General features: G+C 44.3%; 16 protein-coding genes. 12 read left to right on the forward strand and 4 right to left on the reverse strand.

What is annotated here, in order from left to right; translation table 11 throughout:
- Positions 1-86: 86 nt before the first annotated feature.
- Entirely contained in the window at positions 87-734 is a 648-nt protein-coding gene (locus tag P400_RS0105315) for an acetyltransferase (RefSeq protein WP_026825205.1), read from the reverse strand.
- Positions 735-972: 238 nt separating this feature from the next.
- Between P400_RS0105315 and P400_RS0105320 the strand changes: the two genes are divergently transcribed.
- The 9 genes from P400_RS0105320 (at position 973) to P400_RS0105360 (ending at position 10,086) form a co-directional block, all read left to right on the forward strand.
- Complete coding sequence (locus P400_RS0105320) at positions 973-1,818, forward strand: aldolase/citrate lyase family protein (protein WP_026825206.1); 846 nt, start codon at positions 973-975, stop codon at positions 1,816-1,818.
- Positions 1,815-2,729, forward strand: a complete 915-nt coding sequence (locus P400_RS0105325) for an NAD(P)-dependent oxidoreductase (protein WP_026825207.1) — start codon at positions 1,815-1,817, stop codon at positions 2,727-2,729. Before P400_RS0105320 ends, P400_RS0105325 begins: the two co-directional genes overlap by 4 nt.
- Before the next feature lie 183 nt (positions 2,730-2,912).
- Complete coding sequence (locus tag P400_RS0105330) at positions 2,913-3,953, forward strand: glycosyltransferase family 2 protein (RefSeq protein ID WP_235181872.1); 1,041 nt, start codon at positions 2,913-2,915, stop codon at positions 3,951-3,953.
- 49 nt (positions 3,954-4,002) lie between these two features.
- Entirely contained in the window at positions 4,003-5,121 is a 1,119-nt protein-coding gene (locus P400_RS0105335; RefSeq protein ID WP_268745957.1) for a glycosyltransferase family 4 protein, read from the forward strand.
- A 17-nt stretch (positions 5,122-5,138) separates the two neighbouring features.
- Positions 5,139-6,317 (forward strand): hypothetical protein, encoded by a 1,179-nt coding sequence (locus tag P400_RS0105340; protein WP_026825210.1) that lies wholly within the window; start codon positions 5,139-5,141, stop codon positions 6,315-6,317.
- A 127-nt stretch (positions 6,318-6,444) separates the two neighbouring features.
- A complete protein-coding gene (locus P400_RS14915) occupies positions 6,445-7,206 on the forward strand; it encodes a YveK family protein (protein ID WP_152538872.1) in 762 nt (253 codons plus the stop codon).
- A complete protein-coding gene (locus P400_RS0105350) occupies positions 7,175-7,876 on the forward strand; it encodes a CpsD/CapB family tyrosine-protein kinase (RefSeq protein WP_026825211.1) in 702 nt (233 codons plus the stop codon). The genes P400_RS14915 and P400_RS0105350 overlap by 32 nt, the downstream gene beginning before the upstream one ends.
- Positions 7,877-7,891: 15 nt before the next feature.
- Positions 7,892-9,448 (forward strand): lipopolysaccharide biosynthesis protein, encoded by a 1,557-nt coding sequence (locus P400_RS0105355; protein ID WP_026825212.1) that lies wholly within the window; start codon positions 7,892-7,894, stop codon positions 9,446-9,448.
- Complete coding sequence (locus P400_RS0105360; protein ID WP_326931350.1) at positions 9,445-10,086, forward strand: sugar transferase; 642 nt, start codon at positions 9,445-9,447, stop codon at positions 10,084-10,086. Before P400_RS0105355 ends, P400_RS0105360 begins: the two co-directional genes overlap by 4 nt.
- 82 nt (positions 10,087-10,168) lie before the next feature.
- Here the strand turns inward: P400_RS0105360 and P400_RS0105365 are convergent, their stop codons facing one another.
- Positions 10,169-10,408, reverse strand: coding sequence for a hypothetical protein (locus tag P400_RS0105365; protein ID WP_026825214.1), 240 nt, complete (start codon positions 10,406-10,408; stop codon positions 10,169-10,171).
- Between the two features lie 125 nt (positions 10,409-10,533).
- Here P400_RS0105365 and P400_RS0105370 point away from each other — a divergent pair, with 125 nt between their 5' ends.
- A complete protein-coding gene (locus P400_RS0105370) occupies positions 10,534-11,775 on the forward strand; it encodes a UDP-glucose dehydrogenase family protein (protein ID WP_026825215.1) in 1,242 nt (413 codons plus the stop codon).
- A gap of 97 nt (positions 11,776-11,872) precedes the next feature.
- Positions 11,873-12,601, forward strand: a complete 729-nt coding sequence (locus P400_RS0105375; RefSeq protein ID WP_026825216.1) for a DUF3784 domain-containing protein — start codon at positions 11,873-11,875, stop codon at positions 12,599-12,601.
- A gap of 12 nt (positions 12,602-12,613) precedes the next feature.
- Here the strand turns inward: P400_RS0105375 and P400_RS0105380 are convergent, their stop codons facing one another.
- The gene (locus tag P400_RS0105380) at positions 12,614-15,310 is read right to left on the reverse strand and encodes an EAL domain-containing protein (protein WP_026825217.1); all 2,697 of its coding nucleotides are present in this window, start codon (positions 15,308-15,310) and stop codon (positions 12,614-12,616) included.
- 111 nt (positions 15,311-15,421) lie between these two features.
- Positions 15,422-17,194 carry a C40 family peptidase gene (locus P400_RS0105385; RefSeq protein ID WP_026825218.1) on the reverse strand — a complete coding sequence of 591 codons (1,773 nt, stop codon included), beginning with the start codon at positions 17,192-17,194 and terminating at the stop codon, positions 15,422-15,424.
- Positions 17,195-17,475: 281 nt separating this feature from the next.
- On the opposite strand from P400_RS0105385, the gene P400_RS0105390 reads away from it, so the two are divergent.
- Complete coding sequence (locus P400_RS0105390) at positions 17,476-19,323, forward strand: sensor domain-containing phosphodiesterase (protein ID WP_026825219.1); 1,848 nt, start codon at positions 17,476-17,478, stop codon at positions 19,321-19,323.
- Positions 19,324-19,333 lie beyond the last annotated feature (10 nt).

Consider the following 19,333-nt stretch of genomic DNA (forward strand, 5'->3'; position numbering starts at 1 on the left):
AAAAAAAACCCTGAATGCTCGATACTTAGAAAAAGTGTCGATATTCAAGGTTCAGTTCATAGGGTTTAGTACGAATTTCTTCGTTTTTATAAATATGTCTCTCGGACTTCACGGCCACGCGTGACCTTAGCTGGTGTTCCATAAGCAATTACTTGACTTGGTAGGTTGGAGACAACAGTCGCTCCGGCGCCGACGACTGTGTCGGGTCCGACGTGAATGTTATGAATGACCGTGGCCCCCATGCCGATGAAAGATCTAGTCCCGATTGTTACACCACCGCCAAGATGTGCACCAGGTGCAATCGAGCTAAAGGGTTCAAGACGACAATTGTGATCAACCGAAGCCATCGTATTGACGACACAATGTTCTTGAAGGACAGAATTCGGATTAATGACACTACCCGCCATCACGGCGACCCCAGGACCGATGGACACGTTACGTCCGACAATCGCGCTCGGATGAATCGCTGAAATAAACTCAAAATCTGGCATACGTTCTCCTACCTTGATTGCGATGGACGCACGACGATCGTTATCCCCGACACCGATGATTCCTTTTCGAATGATAGAATTAGCACCAATTAGACCAAGAACGGGATAACCATAGATGAATTTCCCTACGAGTTCTGGACTGTCATCGTAAATGCCCGCAATTCGATAGAGCCCCATTAATTCTAAGATATCAATAATGACTTGTGCGTGACCGCCTGCACCAAAAATCACAATCCACTCCATCGGAAGTCACTCCTTTTTTGTTGAAAAATGTCGAATAGATTTGTCTGTAATGACATTATTTCCGATTCTTTTGATTTCAAACAGAATGACAATGAATAAACGAACATGAAATGGTATCGTGATTGATAAACGATGAGATGAAGGTATTTTAAATGATGTTATTTATTTCTGTTTCGTTGTTCTTGGAAACGGATATTTTGTTAAAGTCCTTTATCGCGCTCAGGAAGGAGAAGAGACTATGTCTTTGACGTTAATGTACATTACAAATCAACCTGAAGTAGCACGTGTTGCGGAGCAAAATGGAGTTGATTGGATTTTTATTGACCTTGAAATAATGGGGAAAACGGAAAGGCAAGGTCATTTGGATACAGTGATTTCCCGACATAACTTTCAAGACATCAGTCAGGTACGTGCAGTGTTGAAACATTCAAAACTACTTGTAAGAGTGAACCCGATTTTCCGAGGGTCCCGTCAAGAAATTGACGAGGTGATTAATCGCGGTGCGGATATCGTTATGTTGCCTTACTATAAAACGACGGACGAGGTAAAGAGACTGATTGAATTTGTTCGTGGTCGTGCCAAAGTTTGTCTTCTTTGTGAGACGAAAGAAGCTGTAGAATGCATGCCTGATGTTTTAAAGTTAGATGGAATCGATTTTATTCATATTGGGTTGAATGACTTACATTTAAGTTATGGACAATCTTTTCTTTTCGAACCACTTGCGAACGGATTAGTGGAAAAAATCATTAATCAAATACGTGAGCAGGATATTGTTTACGGATTTGGTGGAATTGCTCGTATAGGGGAGGGCAAATTACCTGCAGAAAAAATTTTGGCTGAGCACAAACGTCTTGATTCTTCGCTCATTATTTTATCACGGAGTTTTTGTAATTTAGGGAATGTTAAAATGATGTCCGCATACCAAACTCAACTTTTTAAAGAGGGGGTTTGGAAAGTAAGGGCATATGAGCAACACCTGAAATATGTATCCTCAGACTGGTTGGAAAAAAATAGACGCAGTCTCGTTTTTGATGTTGAAGGTATTACTACAGAAATTCAAACACAGAAAGGAATTTTGTTATGAATGTATTGGTAACAGGAATGCGTCTATCGTTAAATCAAAAAGAACAACTAGAACAAATCGGATGCAAAGTCACTATGCTAGAGCAAGAGTCCGATATCTCACTACAAGATGTGACAAAAGTAGAAGTGCTCGTTTGTCAAAATATTTTCGCTTATAGACAAGTCGAGGAGTTTCCTCAGCTGAAAATCGTTCAAGCAGTGAGTGCCGGCTTAGATCGATTGCCTCTTGAAGAGTTAAAAGAACGTGGTATTGAGGTTTATAATGCCGGCGATACATACGCCGCGCCAATGGCGGAGTGGATCATATGGCAACTTCTTGATTTTATGAAACATGGTGCATCACTTCGTGAAAAACAATCCAACCGGAAGTGGGAAAAAGAGCGGCGCTTACTCGAATTGACAGGGAAGACGGTTACCTTGCTTGGTGTAGGTCATGTGAGTGAAGCCATAGCGACAAGACTTCGACCATTTGGTGTTCGCCTAATTGGAGTTGGACACCGAGAAAAAGTAGTTTCATTTGTTGATCAATATGTTTTGATGAATGAGCTACGCGATGTATTACGTGAAAGTGACGTTATTATTCTTGCGCTTCCACTGACGGAAGATACTTATCATTTAATAAATGAGGAAACACTCCAGGTGATGAAAGAGGATGCTATTCTGATGAATGTCGCACGGGGATCGATTATTGATGAGACCGCTCTTGTTTCAGTGCTAAAAGAAGGGAAATTTTTTGGTGTATCTCTTGATGTGTTTGCATCAGAACCACTACCATCAGACCATCCATTGTATGATTTTGATTGGGTGTCTATCAGCCCCCATAACTCCTATGTATCCGATCAAGTGAATGATCGATTGTTCAGCAACATTTTGAGTAATCTAAAACAAGTTCATACAAATCATGAACGTTGACTCGAGAGCCTTTGGATCTCGGGTTTTTGTTTTGATAATTCACTAAAAAATTATATCGAACTCTCTTCAATTCGGATTTATCCATTTTTTTGAATGGGAACAATGACATATAACGTCATTTCTGATTGCCCCGTACACCTTGAGACAAACAGCATAGAAGGAGTGAGAAGGATGCTAAAGAGCATGCCGTTAGTCAGTCTAGTTGTTCCTATTTATAACACTGCACCTTACATCGAACAATGCCTTGAAAGTCTTGTCAATCAAACCTACCCAAACCTTGAAATTATCTGTATCAATGATGGAAGTACGGATAACAGTTTTGATGTTTTAATGCAGTATGACTCGGATTTACGCGTGCAACTATATGATCAGACAAATAGAGGGTGTTCGTTTTCTCGGAATCGAGGACTCAATTTGGCAGATGGAGAATACATCATGTTCGTTGATAGTGATGATTGGCTCGATCTGGACGCCATTCGCCTAATGGTAGAACATGCCGAGAGAGAACGAGCAGATGCAGTTATGGGAACGTATGTCCGAGAATACGAGGGACGTTCTTTACCTAAACATATTTTTAACGCAAACTTCCTGTCTTACGATGAAGAAGAAACCAAGAGATACGTTCATCGGCGTTTATTCGGACTTATGGGTGAGGAACTAGCTCGTCCGGAAACAGTGGACGCCCTGAATTCAAATTGTATTACCTTATATCATCGTGATTTGATTAAACATTTATCTTTTGATAGCACATATGGATCATTCGCAGATTTATACTATCAAATTCGTGCGTTGGAGAATTGTAAACGATTTATTTATATCGATTATCCTGTTTATCATTATCGGAAGACAAATGTAACATCGATGACGAGTACGTATCAAACAAATTTGATTGCTTCTCGGATTGAGTTCTTTCACATCCTCATGCGTTATATCGAAGAGCGAAATCTCGGTGAAGATTACAATCGTGCGCTTTATAATCGAATCGCACTAAGCATGATTGGGATTGGGTTGAATGAGATTTGGTCTCAAAAATCACTTTTGAATCAAGCGGAAACGTTGAAGCAAGTGTTGCGTCAAAAAGAATTTCGCCAAGCATATTCTCAAATTGATATGAAGTACTTCGATTTGAAATGGAGGACGTTCTTCCAACTTTGTAAACGTGAACAGACCATTTCACTCGTTCTAATGTTACGGAGTGTCGACTATTTACGGAAACGTGTATAAAGGGGTGTTGATGATGAAACGTGTCCTCATGGTCGCGTCGGTTGTATCCATGATTGAAAGTTTTAATCGTGACAATATCAGAATACTACAGGAAATGGGTTATGAGGTTCATGTTGCAACGAATTTTGAGTGGGGGAGTATGTACTCTAAAGAAAAAATCACACGTATTCGGGAGAGTCTTCAAAGAGAAGGGGTCTCCATGTTCCAAATCGATTTTGAGCGTGACATAAAAAAAATAAACCGGCATGTTAAAGCTTTTCAACAATTGAAAGATGTACTTTCACAACAAACGTATGAATTTATCCATTGCCATTCTCCAATCGGTGGGGTGATTGGCAGACTGGTTGCTCGCCAAACCGAGACTCCCTGTATGTATACAGCGCACGGGTTTCACTTTTTCAGAGGTAGTCCTTCGCTTAACTGGTTACTTTATTATCCTGTGGAGCGTACACTTGCTCATTTAACAGATACACTGGTCACGGTGAACCAAGAGGATTATGAACGGGCATTGACGTTCAAAACGTCCCGTACGTTCCGGATACCTGGGATTGGAGTCGATACGAATCGAATTGAGCAAATCTCCATCAATCGATCTGAGAAACGCAATAATCTAGGTGTTTATCAAGATTCAGACTTTGTACTGTTGTCGGTCGGAGAACTGAATGAAAATAAAAATCATGAAACGATCATCCGAGCGATCGCGACGTTGAAAGATCGAAACGTTCAATATTGGATTGCCGGAACCGGCGATTCGAAACAGCGCCTCGAACGAATGATTATCGAACTTGAACTAAAAGAACAAGTACATTTACTAGGATTTCGAGAAGATGTATTTGAAGTGATGAAAGCTGCCGATTGCTTCGTTTTTCCTTCTCGGAGGGAAGGGCTTGGCATGGCGGCCCTAGAAGCGATGGCAGCGGGCCTGCCTCTAATCACATCAAATGTTCATGGAATCAATGATTATTCAGTTGAAGGTGTGACAGGTTATAAATGTGCACCTGATGACATCGCAGGTTTTGCCCGAGCGATTCAAATGATGCGTATTGATTTAAAAGTGGCACAACAGATGGGGTCGAATAATATAAAAACTGCTAAGTCCTATGATATTGAGCAGTCAAAGATCGAAATGAGACGAATTTACGAGTCCGTTCAGGCTTCTGGACATTAAAGTGAGGGGGTGCCGTCATGAAACTTGGATCAGAAGTGAGTATCGTACGATATTTGGTACTGATTTATTACTTACTTGCGACGACAGTCTTTTATATGCTTGCCATTTATGTAAGTGGGAAGGGTATATCTTTTCAAATTTTTGGTGGGGGAGATGACGGCCTATTTTATTGGGAACAAGCCATGAATGTCTTTTATGACTTATCGTGGATTCGAACTTCTATATACCCTTGGATTATTGGGAAATACCTCCAACTGATTGGGACGGAAAGTGTATTTGCGATTCGTATGTTTAACTTTGCTGGTGTCGTATTGCTTATCCACTTTTCACTGAAATTAGTAACTGTCCAATTGGAATCTATTTCTCTAAAGAAAAATGCCACAGAAATTCGAAAAAGAGCTTATCTCCTCTCACTTGTCAGTTATATCGCCTATATTAGTTTGTTTTTCAATATCACTACGTCAATTTTTCGGGATGTATGGATTTATATGTTGTTCGTGACTGCCACATACTTAGCTACACGTTGGTTATTTGAAAAGAATTGGACCTATTTCATGCTCCTTGTTCCGACAATTTGGCTACTCGGTCAATTCCGAACCTACGCTCTTCTTTCTTTTGTGTTGGCGATGAGTATTTGGTTTGTATTTACACTCGTTAAGCGTCCTGTTGTATTCCTAATTATGTTTCTTATTGTATTCGGCGTCATTTATTCATTCTTTATGGATATCCAAGTTCCTATTGTTGAACGTACACTTCGCTCTGCCTTACAGTATCGATCCAGCGGGCTAGGTCAGTTAGGTGGGAGTAGTCAAATGGGGATTCAACTTGATGCAACGAATTATCTAGGTTTCTTGGCAAATTATGCACACAGTTATTTGGGTAACTTAGTTGGACCTTTGCCATGGCACATTCGGAGCGTGTCTACATTAATCGCCTTTGTAATTGAAGCGGTTCCGATGATTTTGATTTTAGGGTTTCTATGGTTGAGAAGAGGGTGGGTGACGAAAGTTCAAGGTTTCATTTTGACACAAGCTTTTGTATGGAACGGACTGATTGCCATCACCAACGACAACATTGGTACATCATTACGATTACGAGCTATTGCATATTTACTGATTTTACTTGTATTCGTTGTCACCTATAGTCAGTATCGTGCTGAAACAGGGAAAAAGTCATCGTCATTCTCTCGCCAATGAAGATTTCAAAAGAATGATAAGTATCTCCTTCCTATTTTGAATTGAATGATTTTCGGAGAGGGAAAGGTTCACTATCTAATTCATAAATGGTGTCGACAGTCGAAAAAGTAAGGGAGGTATAGTCACCGTGAGAGATATCAACTCGTCAATCCAGGATACTTGGTTTATTTTGAAATCTAAAAAGTGGCTTATTTTAATGACGATGATTTTAATAGGAGCGATTGCCTACTCGTTAAGTCGGTATGTAATCCCACCGACGTATGAAGCTTCGACGCAAATTTTGGTGGTACCAAAACAAAATGGGACTGAAGCGTTAGACAGTAATCAGATTCAATCATCGCAGGGGCTGATTAATACGTATCGAATTATTATGAAAAGTCCAATCATTCTAAATGAGGTGCGTGAAAATATCCCGAATGCCCCTGAAAAGTTAGAAGAACAAATTGTTATTGAAAGCGAAGAAAATTCGCAAGTCATTACAGTTCGTGCTACCGCAGGATCAGGGGAAATGGCTGCAAGTATTGCGAATGAATTAGGTTTGGTATTTTCAAGTGAGATTCCAAGCTTAATGAAAGTCGATAATACACAAATTTTGTCACCTTCATCTGTTCCGATTGAACCGGTAGAGCCAAATATTCCACGGAACACTGCAATTGGTATACTCCTCGGGTTCATTTTCAGTAGCGCATTCGTATTAATTAGACATCTTTTCAACAAACAAATTCGAACTGAGGCGGAAGCAGAAGCCATACTTGGAATACCAGTGATTGCTTCGATTCCTCTATTTGAACGTCAATCGTTCAAATCAGATAAACATAATCCGCACTCATCGAATCAAGTAAAGGAGGGAGAGAAATATGTTCCGAAAACACAAAGAAAGCTTTCATAGAAATATGAACCGAAATTTAATTACAATCTCAGATCCGAAATCGCCAATCTCCGAACAATATCGTACACTACGTACAAATCTTGAATATACGTCGCTCGGTACAGGACTACAAACAATACTTGTAACCTCGACTTTTACTGGAGAAGGGAAATCGACAACCGCTGGAAACTTAGCCGTTGTATATGCTCAATTAGGTAAACGTGTACTAGTCGTTGATTGTGACATGCGTCGTCCAACAATGCACCAAATCTTCCGACTAGATACGAAGAATGGCCTTTCAAATGTTCTTGCAAAACGTGTCACAATTGATCTTGCCATTCAACAAACTCAACTTGAAAACTTATACGTGATGACGGCAGGCGTCATTCCACCGAATCCATCAGAACTACTCTCTGCACCTTCCTTTAAAGAGATGTTAGATCAAGTGCAGACCCAGTTTGACATCATTATTTTAGATGCACCACCAGTGATGCAAGTTGCGGATAGTCGAGTGATTGCGACTGAGGTTGACGGGACAGTTCTCGTTGTGAGTTGCGAAGCTTCAGATCGGGATGAAGTAGTAAAAGCGCGTGATCAATTGACAATGACAGGCACCAAAATTCTAGGTCTTGTGTTAAATCGCCGTGAGTATCGAAAGGATCGAAATAACTACTATTATGCATATCAATAAAAAGGAGGGATACCTATGGCGACCAAATATGCTCTCGAACCGGAAGAAGTCAGTTCGAATCAAATTAAATATGGTGCCTTGGTATCCTACGTTTCAATTGGTTTCAATATCATTTCAGGATTTCTCTATACGCCATGGATGATCGGAAAGATTGGTCAAGCTAATTATGGATTATACATTTTATCGTTTTCCATCATTGCCATTTTCGCATTTAATCTAGGTCTTGAAGTAGTAGTTGCCAGATTTTTAAGTAAATATCGAAATGATGGGGATCGGCAAGGTGAAATCCGCTTTCTAGGCATCGCCTACAAATTATTTTTTTTGCTGACCTTTATATTAGCGGTCGTGTTAGCCATTTTATATGTGTTTCTAGATAATCTTTACGGTAATTTGAGTGCTGGTGATTTAGAGAAACTACAATTTATGTACCCAATTGTTGCTTTTTACATTTTGATTACCCTAATATCTAAGCCACTCGATGCAGTGTTTATCGTAAATGAGCGTTTCATTCAATTCAATTCATTGTTATTTTTTGAGAAAGTAGTGATTGTAACCTGTACAATCGTAGCTCTTGTGATGGGGTATGGCGTATATGCGCTCGTTGTAATCAATGCGATTGTTATATTATTAAATAATATTTTCAAAGTACTATATATATGGAAATATACAGATACTAAAATAGACTTCATGGCCAGCGGGAAAGGAATGTACCGTGAAATTTTTGTTTTTTCCTCTTGGCAAACGACTGTTGCTGCAACACATAACTTTCTAATGAATATCATGCCGACAGTACTTGTGATTGTAGCAAGTGGGGTTGCCGTTGCAATCTTTTCGATCGGGATGGTTGTTCAAGGTTATGTATTGCTTATAGCGACAGCAGTCAATTCACTTTTTTTGCCAAAAGTATCAAGGCTCACCCATTCAGGTGATGTTAAAGATATCGAAAACCTGATGATTCGGGTTGGTAGGATTCAACTCTATGTTGTGGGATTCATTACAGTAACATTCATTGCGATTGGATCGGAATTTATTCACTTTTGGGTAGGTGATGCATTTCGCGAATCATACGTTGTTGCGTCGTTACTCATTGCGATGGGTGTGATTACGCTTCCTCAAGAAATTGCGAACATCCACCTTGTAACGACAAATCAAATTCGGTATCGAGCTTACGGGATGGTAATCTCGGCAGTCATCGGTTTAGTGCTCGCAATATTTTTGAGTGGGGCCTACGGCGCGAGTGGAGCAGCACTCGCTCTCATGATTGGTTACTTAAGTGGAAATGCTGTATTTATGAATATTATCTACGTAAAAATATTAAAGATAGATGTTTTGCGATTTTTTAAAGAATGTCATTTACAGCTACTGCCTGGACTTTTGTTGACATTAGTTATCGGGATGGTGATTCAACACCTACATCCATCCTCAAATATGATTGAATTTTTATATAAAGCAGTGGGACTTGTTGCTCTATATGCGGTGTTTACTTGGTTCTTTACGGTGAATCAGTTTGAAAAAGATTTGATTCAATCGATTCTTCCGTTTAAGCGTATAAAGAAGGGAGAACTCAAATGAACATGTATAGTCGTTTTTTTAAGCGCCCTCAAGATCTTTTGTTAGCAATAGTTGCTTTAGTGTTACTTAGTCCTCTCATAGGGGGGACTGCTCTTCTGATTCGCCTTAAACTAGGTGGGCCGGTTTTATTCAAGCAAAAGCGTCCCGGAAAAGACGGTGTAATTTTTGAGATGATTAAATTCCGGACAATGACAGACGAAAGGGACGAGGCGGGAGAACTTCTTTCCGATGACAAGCGTTTGACATCATTCGGGCAAAAGTTGCGTTCGCTCAGCATCGATGAATTGCCTAGTTTGATGAACATTGTGAAAGGTGATTTATCCATCGTTGGACCGCGGCCTCTGCTCGTTGAGTATTTACCACGTTATAACGATAGACAAATGCGTCGCCATGAGGTGAGACCGGGATTGACTGGTCTTGCACAAGTGAACGGACGCAATCGTTTATCGTGGGAAGAACGATTCGAGATGGATGTGCAATATGTCGACAACATCACGTTTATAGGTGACTGGAAGATTATCTTTCAAACCGTCTATAAAGTACTCAAAAGAGATGGAATCTCTTCGGAAACATCGGCGACGATGGAAGCATTTATGGGTAGCGAACAAAATCACAAAGAAGACGCCCTCACCCGCTGAGAGCGTTTTTGTTTTTGCATGGATACAGGAGTTTTACAGAATTTCTCGAATAATACAAAAAGAAAAAGCGCCTGACTGAGTGTCAAACACTTTTCTTCATTTGTTGCTTCCGGTCGCGTTGTACTTTCCAAATCACTGAAGCAATGACGATTAGGATTGGTGCAAAGATCCACGGTCGAGCTTCTAGAATGGCAACAAGTTCAAAAATCGAGAGCCATCCGCTCACCATGATTAATACAAGTAAAAAAGTTTTCAGTCCCCCCCGGACCGGAAACCAGAAATAAACGAACAAGGTCACTAAGAAGAAAGCGATTAAGCCCATGCAATTTGTCCTTTCACCCATCATTTTGACTCATTATAGCAAAGAACATCGAGAGAGTGTTAGAAGCTTCACTTCTTAGGCGTGTTTCGGTACGCTTAGAAAAGATGATTGAAGGAGGAACAGATGTGAAATTTGGAATTATTGGTTTAGGATACGTTGGATTGGCCACACTTTGCGGATTGGCAAAAGCCGGTCATCACGTCATCGGTGTCGAGGCTGACGAAGAGAAGTTACGTCTCCTCATGAGTGGACACCCACCATTCCATGAACCAGGCATGGCAGAGGTGCTACAAGAGCACGCCGATCAAATCACGTTAACAGATCGTGTTGCGGATACGGAGCAGGTCGACTATTTGATTCTTGCGGTCGGGACACCGAGCAAGTCAGATGGTAGCTGTGACTTATCCTATATCGAAGCAGTCCTTTCGGAACTGAGAACGAAGCATAAAATTATCATTCGTAGTTCAGTCCCCCCCGGTACGACAGATTTATTGAACATCATGTATCCCTCTCATACGTTTGCGATCGTACCTGAGTTTTTACAAGAGGGACGTGCACTTGCGGATGTCTTGAAGCCACATCGGGTCGTTATCGGCTGTGAGGACCTTGAAGTGTCAGAGGAGCTGGCCGGCATATACGGTCGTCTCGGCGTTCCGCTCATCTGTACGACACCCATCAACGCAGAACTCATCAAATACGCATCGAATGCATTTTTAGCCACGAAAATCAGCTTCATGAATGACTTGTCGCGCTTAGCCGATAAAGCAGGTGCTGATATTACAACAATTGCGGATGGAATGGGACTCGATCCGCGTATCGGGCGCTCGTTCTTAAACGCAGGAATTGGATATGGCGGATCGTGCTTCCCGAAAGATATGAACGCACTGCTTCATGTCGCGAAAGAGAACGAGACTGACTTGCGTGTCATCCGAGCGGCGGCAAAAGTGAATGAGACGCAAATCGAATATGTGCTGTCTAAACTAAATCTTCAACCGAACATGCGGGTTGCGATTCTTGGTTTGGCATTCAAGCCGGGAACGGACGATATGCGGGATGCCCCGTCGATTTTACTCGCGCACCATATGGTCGCCCGAGACGTTGAAGTCATCGGGTATGATCCGATTGCGACGTGGGAGTATCCGCAGGCGGCAACGATTGAAGAGGCGTTGCATGGTGCGGACTGTGCTGTTCTCGTCACGGAATGGGATGAGCTCGTGAATTTGAGACCGGAATCCTTTTCGAGTATGCGTCAGCGTCGCTTGATTGATGCGCGAAACGCGTGGAAGTTTGCGCGCGACCCGGGTGCTGTTTCGTACGAAGGAACCGGACGGATGCAGCGTCCATCGAACACACCGACTTCAAACTAATATTGTTCAGGACTGCTCATATAGGCGGTCCTGTTTTCGTGTAATTTGAATCCTTCAGAAGTCTTGTATCGTAAAGAAAGGAGAGGAGGCGAGGCATATGTGGATTCTCATTCTAGTAGCAGGAATCGTCGTCGCGTTAGGCTTCGCGGTAGACAGGTTCGGTTGGTATCATCTGATCTCAGGGTATAATACGATGTCTAAAGAGAGGCAAGAACGTGTCGACATCAAGCGGGTGGCGCGACTGATTGCTTGGATGTGTTACGGCATTGGCGCAATGTTTCTGTTGATTGCACTCATCGACTTATCTGGATGGAGCGCACCACTCGAACCGTTCTTTCTCGTCCTATTCGTCTTCATCGTCGCCATGCTTTGGCGGATGCAGCGGTATGACGGGAACATCTTTGATGAATCTGGTCGTTTGAGACCGGGTGGGAAAAAGCGCCTCATCCCAATCATCATCGTCTCTGTCATATTACTCGTCGGTGTGCCCGCGCTCCTATTTTGGTTCAGTCAACCGACTGAGGTGACCGTGACGGATGAGGCGATTGTCATTGAAGGCAGTTATGGTCGTGAAGTCCCGCTCGATGAAGTGGAAGACGTGACATGGACAATCTTACCGGACATCGCGCGTCGGACGAACGGAGCAGACACGGGAACACGCCTGACGGGACATTTTCGCACGGAAGCAGGAGAAGATGTCCTCCTGTTTATCGATCGCGATGTCGAACCGGTCATTCGACTCGATTGGTCGGCAGAACCAATCTATCTCAATCAGTCGTCGGCAGAAGCGACGCGAGCATTATATGAAGAGATTCAATCACGCTGAAAAAAGGGACACTCAATGCGAGTGTCCCTTCGTGTTGACCCAAGTTTCAAATGAAGCCGCATCAAGAGCGGGTGAGAAGTAGTAGCCCTGCCCGAGCTCGACTCCTTCATGAATCATTCGTGACAGGTCGTCATCGGTCTCGATGCCTTCAGCGAGGGCGGTCAGCTGTTGCTCGTTTGCAAAACGCGACACGGCACGTAAGAAGGATGTACTTTCTTTCGCCTTCCCACTCACATACATCCGGTCGATTTTGACTTCTTGAATCGGCAAATGCCAAATCGCTTCGAATGAGGCATATCCGGTCCCGAAGTCGTCAATCGAGAGGCAATATCCGAGGTCGGCGATATCTTCTAACCGTTCGAGTTCACTCTCATACGACATAATATCTGACGACTCCGTCAATTCAATCTTCAATCGGTCCGGTAGCCAAGGATGTAGCTCGATGGAGTCCCGAAGTTTCGCTACAATCGACGGGTCGACCGAATGAGCCGACAAGTTGAACGACAGTGAGATGTCTTCGAAAGGCGTGTCTTGCCACGCGACGAGCTGTGCGATCGTCTGGTCGAGAATGTTGTGCGATAGCCATAAGATTTGATCGGATCGCTCTGCGACACGAATGAATTCGTTCGGTGGAATGACTCCGACGTCAGGATGTGTCCAGCGGGCGAGTACTTCCGCTCCGACGACACGGCCTGTTTTCAGCTCGACTTGTGGCTGATAGGCGACCGTCAATTCACCTTTTCGGATCGCCTCTGGAAGCGCCTGCTCAATCAGTGCGGCGAGTTGCATCTGGGCTAGGATGTCTGAGTCATACCAAACGGATGGGATGCGGGTTTCTTTGGCGTGTTGTAACGCCTTCATCGCCTCAAACAGACAATCGTTATACGCAGGTTTCGTCTCGGTTGCACCGATTTGAATGTGTACATTTTGTCGTTTATGATTGACTGTCAATTCCGTCGGGAACAGTTCCAATAATTCATGTTCATCCTCAAAAGAGAAGCCTCTGACATACAGCATGAACGTGTCGTCCCGATACCGCCCGAATAGATGTTGTGCATATTTGGACAGGCGAGCCTCGACGGTGCGCGCGAACTCGTTCATGAGAAGATCGGCGTATGCCGGATCGTACCAATCGACGAGGTGATGGTAGTCATGCAGTCTAATCAAGACGAATGCACCGTCAATCTCTTGATTCTCCCATCTGCGGATGAAGCCATACTCGTTGTAGAGGTTGGTCGCCAAATCGAAGCGCACGAGACGGTCGACTTTTCGTTCCCGCTCGACACGATCAGTCTCATCTTCAACAATCAAATAATATGTCAATTGTTCTTCCCGTTTTAGTGGTGTCAATTTCACGTTCAAATAACGAGTATGTTCGCCTTTCAAATGGATGATGAATTGGGCGCTCGTTCCTTGGTCGGTCACGCCTTCAAGTGCTTGTTCGAACAGACGGCGACCCGTCTCGGTGAACAGTTGGTTGATCTCATATAAATTTCGGTCGCCAAAAAACTGACGGAACATCTCATTTCGTTCAATCAGATTATAAGAATCATCCATCAGCGCGATGGCGAGCCCGGTCTCTGAAAAGAGGGACGACCAACGTTCGTGATAGCGCACGAGATCCTGTGAGCGATTCTCAAGCTCATGGAAGGTCGAATGAACGCTTGCGGCAATCTCGCGTAACTCGTCCTCGATGCCACGGAAGTCATGCGTCTTCGGGAACATTTCTTCAACCGGCGTGAGACTTGGATCGATAGCAAGCGCTCGTGCCTTGAGGTGCGCCAAATCGTGATTGTAACGCTTGCGCGTATAGTAAAGCAGGGAAATCAGTCCGAGTGATAAGAGGAATGTCATGACGAATGAGGTAGTGGCGAGAATTTGGTAATGTTTACTTTCTTCTCGTAGCGCGACCTCTGAAGTAGAGCGAATCGAGCGAAGAGCCCCATACGCATCTTCGTAGACGTTCGTTGAATTGACATAACGAGCTTCGAGAGATGCCTCACGGTTTGCCATATTGGCGAACGATTGACCACTTTCTGCCACGTCGATGACGGCTTTCGTTTGTAACGTTGTGTTCGATGCGATGATTGTTTGGATGATTGCCGCTTCGCCTACAATCAAATCAACGGTACTGGCCAGTTGGTTCTCGTCAATTGAATCACCAAGTAAAGAAGCGCCGTTTCGCATGAGCATCGATTGCATCCGCATAATGGCGTCAATCAGTTCATAAGCTGCATTCGGTTGATTCGTTTGTTCGAGCGCTTGATAGAACCAACGGCGATTGATTGAACTGATGACATCGTTCGGGACCGCCTCGAATCGCTCTTCTTCGAGAATACGGTTCAAATCGTTCGAGAACGTCTGAAGCGTCTCTCGTTCCCGTTCGTTTATACCAGCTTCGAAGTCGTTCAATAAACGCTCATTGTATTGGAGTGCCCGTTCTTTGTACGGTGTGGATAAGAACGATGACGTCTGATTCGACTGTTCCTCGTAACGGGTCGCCGCCTCGAAGAGCGTCACATACGCTTCGACACCAGCCAGGTCTGACGCCTGACTCAAATTCGCGATTGTCTGGTCGATGGCTTCTTGTTTTTCATGCCAATAAAAACTCGTTCCAAGCCCAAACAACAGGACACCGATGAGACAAGCGACTGCAAGCGCCATCGTGTAGATACGGTATGGAATTTTCGCGAAACGGGATTGGTCCATCCGGCACCTCCTTTTTTTCTTCATCATACTCCGATTTCGGGTCACGGGATGAAATTCCTGCAAAACGAAAGAAAAACCCGACTTTTGTCGGGTTTATTAACGTGACTTTAGTCACGGGCGCTTATAACCGATCAAGCGTGATTGCCAATACGGTTCTTTACTGATTTGGTTATAACCTAATCCGTATGAACCGGCATGGATGAATGTATCAGAGTTAATCATGATGCCCATATGCGATGGTCCTGCGGTATACGTGTTTTCGAAAAAGACGAGATCACCGGGCTGCGGGACGAACGACTTCGGTAATTGTGCTCCGAAGTAAGCGCCGCTCCAATAATTGGCCACGTTCGTACGTGGGATGCTGACACCGGATTGATTGAATACATAATAGATGAGACCTGAACAATCGAATCCGCCGTTGGCCGGGCTAGAAGATGCCCACACGTATGGTGTACCCACATACTGTTTAGCGACCTGGATGGTCGAAAGTCGTGTCGACTGAGCGCTTTGTCCTTTGATTTCTGTGACGGCTGATTTTGCGACAAATCCTGAAGAGAGCCGATAGTGCGTAGCCGTCTCTCCAATGATGTTCAACAGTTCTCCGCGGAGTGTCGAACCGACCGTACTGCTCGCCTCGCTCGCCTGTGACCGAATCGAAGTCGGATAGTACGTATAGTACGAGTTCGCGTCATAGGAACCTTCGACCCAAGCCGGACCTTCTGACGAGCCTTTCGGGACCGTTTTCACATAGGCCGAGGCAACAAAGCCGACCGTATTCCCGTAATAGATTTGTAGCCAACCTTTTGAAGACTCGACGACGCGCAACGTCTGTCCCGCTTTGACACTACCGATAATCGTCGCACTCGTTGAAGAGCTCGAACGGACGTTCAAAGAGGGAGTGTTGACGATGTAATCAACAGTGGCATTGCCAGCACCGGCATCTCCTTCATTGGGGGCAGGGTCACTCGGTGTCGTGGTCGTTTGCTTTAAATAACCGGCGCTCACGTATCCGGATTTACCATTATACGTGACATAGTACCAGCTACCTGACTGTTTCGTCGCCTGGACGACCGTGCCGTTCGGGATGGACGTGACGAGGGCGTAGCCGATGCCGGCACCTTGCCGAACATTCAAGTTTGCGGTCGTGGTGAACTGTTGGTTGATGGATTGTTCTGTACTCGGTGACGTAGGTGTCGCTGATTCAGATGTCGTTAAATATGTATTGGCGACATATCCAGTTTTTGTCCCGTACTTTACTTTCGACCATGAGCCTTCGACAGCTAAGACGGTGACCGTCTTGCCCTTAGGAATCGTGAGCACCACGGTCGTCTTTGTTGACTTCGACGAGCGAAGATTCAAGTTTACTTTCGTTTGGGCCGTCGCCGCGTTCGGTGTGACAGTCGAAGGCGTGTCTGCTCCGCTTGACGTGGAAGCTTTTTGTAAATAGTCGTTATGCACCCACCCGGTCTGTCCGCCGTAACTGACTTTCGTCCACGATCCTTTTGATTGAATCGGGGTGAGCGTTTTGCCTTTTGGAATCGTCAAGAGGACGCGGTGCCACGTTCCTCCGGCGAGTCGCATGTTCAACGCATGCGTCGTCGTGACACGATTCGTACTCGCAGCGGTCAACGATGAACCGCCTGTCGATGCAGACGCATTTCCTGTGAGACGTAGTGTCTGACCGACGCGAATATTGTTAGAGGATAGTCCGTTCAAAGATTTAACCGTCGCGACAGATACATCGTAGGAACGGCTGATGGACCATAATGTATCACCAGAACGTACCGTATGCGTGGTTGCAGCCGCAGCTTCGTCCGCGTGGGTAAGTATACTTACCGCTGCGAGAGCCGCGAATGAGTAAGTGAGACCAGACTTTGAATTCATAGCGTCACATCCTTTCAAAGAGTGAGAATGAAACCATTCAACAAGTGAGACAATACAAGTTTATTGTACGGTGAGACGAAATGAGCAAGCAATGGGGCAAAAGGTCAATTCACGTCCCTTTATTGAAAAGGAGGTCAATAATTTATAAATGGGTATAAATGGATATTTAACGGATTCGAAAAAGGAGGAAGTATTGACTTTCTGTTGAATTTTGGAAAACGTGACGTGTGATGTTTCATGCTATCATTAGGTCAAAATAAATTTGGTGAGGTAGCAGACTGATGATCGAGAAGAACTTTTCAAACCGAACATATCGTAAACATCAAGAGAAACTGTTCGAACTCGTGAGAATGCCGATTGTGACCGAGAAAACCGTACAGGAGGCGATTCGATATATGTGTGAGATCGTCGCTGATATGCTGGCGGTCGATACAGTGTCAATTTGGCATTTTGACACATCATATCAATCCATTTCGTGCCAAGTCGCCTATTCTCACGAATCAGGTACACATTATCCGAAGTTGTCGGTTCATCGTGAACTCGCAGCGGACTATTTTGGGGCGCTTCAGACAGAACGGGTCCTCATGTTCGAGGACGTTCGAAGTCACCCGTGGGTGAAGGAACTATACACAGAGTATTTTGTGGAAGGTCAGCGTATCCACTCGATGCTCGATGCTCCGATTTACGCGAACAATCGCGCTAAAGGTGTGATTTGTTGCGAAACATTTTTACCGCGGAAGTGGAACTATCTTGAAGAATTAATTGTGAGCACGCTTGCGGACTTTATCGCAATCCTTTACTTTCGACTCGACCGTCAGTTAGTTGATGAACATCTTCATCAACTGGCCTATACGGATGAATTAACGGGATTGATGAATAAGTACGCGTTTGTCGATGAAATCGATTCACTTCGTCTTCATACGGAAGGTTTTCTCGGTGCTGTTCTTTATATTCGAGCCGATGATTTTCGATCGATTGAAGATGCTATCGGTTCTGAAGCGTCTGATTTGATTGTCAAAGAAATGGCGAGTCGATTGCGCAAGGTGGTCGATGAGTCTCGAATGGCTCGAACGTCTCAATCTGGATTTGTCATTTGGATTCCTTACGGGGAACGGAGGAAAGTGCATACGCTTGCGGAACACTTATGTGAGCAAGTGACACGTCTCCCGTATCGAATTAATGAATTAGATGTTGTGTTGACGACGAGCGCGTTCATCTCGATCGAAATTGAAGGTCGCTCCACATTAGACATGATTCATACAACTCGGGTTGTTGCGGGTCAATCGAATGGGAAGCGGGGAGTCATTGCGTTTTTTGAAGAGGAGATGGCACAGAAAGCATCAGATCGCCTAAGGCTAGAGATGAACCTACGATTGGGAGTCCTGTCAGAACAGTTTGAATTATATTATCAACCAAAAGTTATTGCTGATTCTGGAAAATTGAAAGGGTTCGAAGGATTGATGCGCTGGAATCATCCGGAGCGTGGTCTCGTCCCGCCACTCGACTTCATTCCGCTCGCCGAATCGACGGGGATCATCATTGACCTAGAAGAATGGGCGTTCGTAACGGCCTGTCGCCAGCTCAAACAGTGGCATAATCGTGGAGACCGCTACGAGCTTGCGCTCAACTTATCGGCGCGTCATTTCTTATCTGAAGGGGTCGTCGAAAAATTTGCCCAAATCGCACGTGAAGAAGGAATCTGTACGAGTTATATGACTCTTGAGATTACAGAGAGCGTTGGGATGGAAAACCAGCAACACGTCATCGACCGTTTCATCGCCTTCCGGGAAGAAGGATTTTCCATTTCCATCGATGACTTCGGGACCGGGTTCTCAGCATTCGTCTACTTGAAGCACTATCCGATTCATGAGATCAAAATCGATCGACAGTTCATTCAAGTGACAGAGAACGACCCGACCGGGAACGTCATCGTTGAATCCATCGTCGACTTAGCACGCGGATTGAACTTGAAGACGGTTTGTGAAGGCGTCGAAACGCTTGAACAGTGGAACGCATTACGTGGACTCGGCTGTGACGAGATGCAAGGGTACTATTTCTCTAGACCGTTGCCGCTTCAAGAACTTGAAACATGGATTGCTAGCTATACGACACAGACAAGGGACGCCTGAGCGTCCCTTT

The organism is Exiguobacterium marinum DSM 16307 (assembly GCF_000620845.1).
GTDB classification, from domain to species: Bacteria; Bacillota; Bacilli; order Exiguobacteriales; family Exiguobacteriaceae; genus Exiguobacterium; species Exiguobacterium marinum.

Coding starts and splice junctions, on each gene's coding strand:
- P400_RS0105315 (WP_026825205.1), bottom strand. CDS start 734: ATGGAGTGGATTGTGATTTTTGGTGCAGGCGGTCACGCACAAGTCATT.
- P400_RS0105320 (WP_026825206.1), top strand. CDS start 973: ATGTCTTTGACGTTAATGTACATTACAAATCAACCTGAAGTAGCACGT.
- P400_RS0105325 (WP_026825207.1), top strand. CDS start 1,815: ATGAATGTATTGGTAACAGGAATGCGTCTATCGTTAAATCAAAAAGAA.
- P400_RS0105330 (WP_235181872.1), top strand. CDS start 2,913: ATGCCGTTAGTCAGTCTAGTTGTTCCTATTTATAACACTGCACCTTAC.
- P400_RS0105335 (WP_268745957.1), top strand. CDS start 4,003: ATGATTGAAAGTTTTAATCGTGACAATATCAGAATACTACAGGAAATG.
- P400_RS0105340 (WP_026825210.1), top strand. CDS start 5,139: ATGAAACTTGGATCAGAAGTGAGTATCGTACGATATTTGGTACTGATT.
- P400_RS0105350 (WP_026825211.1), top strand. CDS start 7,175: ATGTTCCGAAAACACAAAGAAAGCTTTCATAGAAATATGAACCGAAAT.
- P400_RS0105355 (WP_026825212.1), top strand. CDS start 7,892: ATGGCGACCAAATATGCTCTCGAACCGGAAGAAGTCAGTTCGAATCAA.
- P400_RS0105360 (WP_326931350.1), top strand. CDS start 9,445: ATGAACATGTATAGTCGTTTTTTTAAGCGCCCTCAAGATCTTTTGTTA.
- P400_RS0105365 (WP_026825214.1), bottom strand. CDS start 10,408: ATGGGCTTAATCGCTTTCTTCTTAGTGACCTTGTTCGTTTATTTCTGG.
- P400_RS0105375 (WP_026825216.1), top strand. CDS start 11,873: ATGTGGATTCTCATTCTAGTAGCAGGAATCGTCGTCGCGTTAGGCTTC.
- P400_RS0105380 (WP_026825217.1), bottom strand. CDS start 15,310: ATGGACCAATCCCGTTTCGCGAAAATTCCATACCGTATCTACACGATG.
- P400_RS0105385 (WP_026825218.1), bottom strand. CDS start 17,194: ATGAATTCAAAGTCTGGTCTCACTTACTCATTCGCGGCTCTCGCAGCG.
- P400_RS0105390 (WP_026825219.1), top strand. CDS start 17,476: ATGATCGAGAAGAACTTTTCAAACCGAACATATCGTAAACATCAAGAG.